At 66.4% G+C, this 2114-nt stretch carries 2 protein-coding genes and 1 pseudogene; 1 reads left to right on the forward strand and 2 read right to left on the reverse strand.

Annotated features, from left to right (window positions below; translation table 11 throughout):
* Positions 1-228, reverse strand: a pseudogene (locus BN903_RS18070) (SRPBCC family protein); the annotation flags it as partial.
* A 476-nt stretch (positions 229-704) separates the two neighbouring features.
* Here BN903_RS18070 and BN903_RS08350 point away from each other — a divergent pair.
* The gene (locus tag BN903_RS08350) at positions 705-1220 is read left to right on the forward strand and encodes a CNNM domain-containing protein (protein ID WP_048077305.1); all 516 of its coding nucleotides are present in this window, start codon (positions 705-707) and stop codon (positions 1218-1220) included.
* Positions 1221-1258: 38 nt separating this feature from the next.
* Here the strand turns inward: BN903_RS08350 and BN903_RS17395 are convergent.
* On the reverse strand, positions 1259-2114 hold an 856-nt coding region (locus tag BN903_RS17395; protein ID WP_048077306.1), incomplete at its 5' end, for a hypothetical protein.

Genomic DNA, 2114 nt, shown 5'->3' on the forward strand with positions numbered 1-2114 from the left:
CGGGACCCAGACGCCTGCGATCCGGACTCGGCCGGTCGTTCCGGTCTCGACGTATCGGTCCGCGCTCTCGACGCCGCCGACGGACGGGCTCCACTCGGGCCACCGCCGGGTGTCCCGAAGCGCTCTCGCGGTCGACTCGGGCGGTGCGGCGACCTCGCGGCCGACCGCGAGCGTCGTCCCGTCTCTGACCACCGTCAATCGGTCGCGCGGCCCGGCGTTTCCGAACACGACTCACGCTTTGACGGCGGCGCGCTTCACCGTCGCGGTTCTCGGATCGGTTCCGTGCGTTCGTCCGGTTTATCGGGGATAATACGGCGACAATTCGCGGTTCGTCCACCGATCGGATCGCGCTCGCGCCAGAGGATATTAATACCTTATATGGTATGAGGACTCATTATCTCTTTCCACGAAGGGTTAATACGGAGGTCCGGGGTATCGGGAGTCAATGTGGCAGACGACCGCGACAGCATGAAAGATGTCTCGCACACAGCACCGAACGACACCTCCGCGGACGCCGTCTGGGAACGAGGACGGGGACCGGTCGAAGAAGAGGAAGAAGAATAACTACCGCAGCCCCTGCGTCCTGCCGGAACCGTCGCCTCGCTCCGCTCCGATCCGCACACTGACACGAGAGCGGCAGGTACTCGCTCCGATCGCCGGCGTCCGGCCGACACCCTCTTTGACCTCGTCTTTATATACGACCCATGGTCGGAGTCGCATTCGGACTGGCCGGGATCGGGGTGGTAACCGTGTTGTTGGCGCTCAGCGCGTTCTTTTCGAGTTCGGAGACGGCGATCTTCTCGCTGCCGGCGGAGTGGTTCGAGAAGCAGGCCGCCGCGGACGACCCGCGGGGACACGTGTTGAAGGAGCTCTACGACGACCCCCACCGACTGCTGGTGACGCTGCTCGTCGGGAACAACGTCGTGAACATCGCGATTTCGAGTATCGTGACCGTGTTGGTCGCCAGCTACCTCCCCACCGGCGCAGCGGTCGTGGTGACGACCGCCTGTACGAGCGTTCTCGTCCTCGTGTTCGGCGAGATCGTCCCCAAGGCGTTCGGGCTCGGGAACGCCGAGACGTGGTCGCTGCGGATCGCGTCGCCGGTGCGACTCGTCGAGCGCGTCCTCTCGCCGCTCATCACGCTGTTCGACGGGGTCACGCGTCGGATGAACGCGTACATCAGCGGCGACGCGAACATCGAGAAGCCGTACACGGACTGACCCCTTGCCGTCCCTTATCTGCCCGGTTTTGCCCGGATTTATCGAGAGGGACCTTCGACGTCGCCGGCCCCTCCCTCGTCGACCTTCGGCTCCGTCGTCGCGACGCCGAGCTCCTCCGCCTCCGTGGGCGCTCGACCGAGCATCGCCCGCAGCGACGACCACGCCTGCCGTCTGTCCCCGCCCTTCGAGAGGGGGATCCCCGCGAACGACGCCGCCGGGTGCGTGGTCTCGGGACCGAGGTGGTCCATGTGGGCCGATATCCACGTGAACGCGGTCGAGAAGACGGTGAGAACGACGAATGAGACCCACGACTCGGTCGCGGACAGACCCGCCGCACCCACGACGACGCCGGCGATCACGTAGACGAAGGCGACGAAGATCAGTAGCACCGTCACCGTCGCCAACAGGTCGTTGACCGCGGTGACGCGGGCGTTGTAGTCGATCCACTCGGCGTAGCTCCGAAGCAGTCGCTCGTCGAACTCGGCGTCGCTCGTCGGCGTTTCGTCGCCTCCAAGCCACGAGCCCTCGCTCCGCTCGGCGGCGATGACGGCGTCGACGGCGCGGAGGTCCAACCCGCCGCGGAGGTCCGAGGCGGTGTAGGTGACCGCCGCCAGCCCGGTCGACGCGAGCAGGAGGAGGCCGCCCGCAACGGTGAACGGATTGAGGAAGGCGGCCAGATCCACCGTCGTCTGGACGACGATCGAACCGCCGGTGACGACGATCCCGATGAGCAGCAGGTTCGCCTTCAGGATCTCGATCGCCTTGTTGTCGATCTCGCGGAGTCGCTCGACCTGATAGTCGAACGTGGTGCGAAGCTCCTCGCGGGTCGTCGCCGCGACGGCGGGATCGATCGCGGCGTCGCCGACCGGTCGTCCCGACGCGGGGTCCTCGGCT

It is taken from the genome of Halorubrum sp. AJ67, assembly GCF_000513435.1.

Coding starts and splice junctions, on each gene's coding strand:
- BN903_RS08350 (WP_048077305.1), top strand. CDS start 705: ATGGTCGGAGTCGCATTCGGACTGGCCGGGATCGGGGTGGTAACCGTG.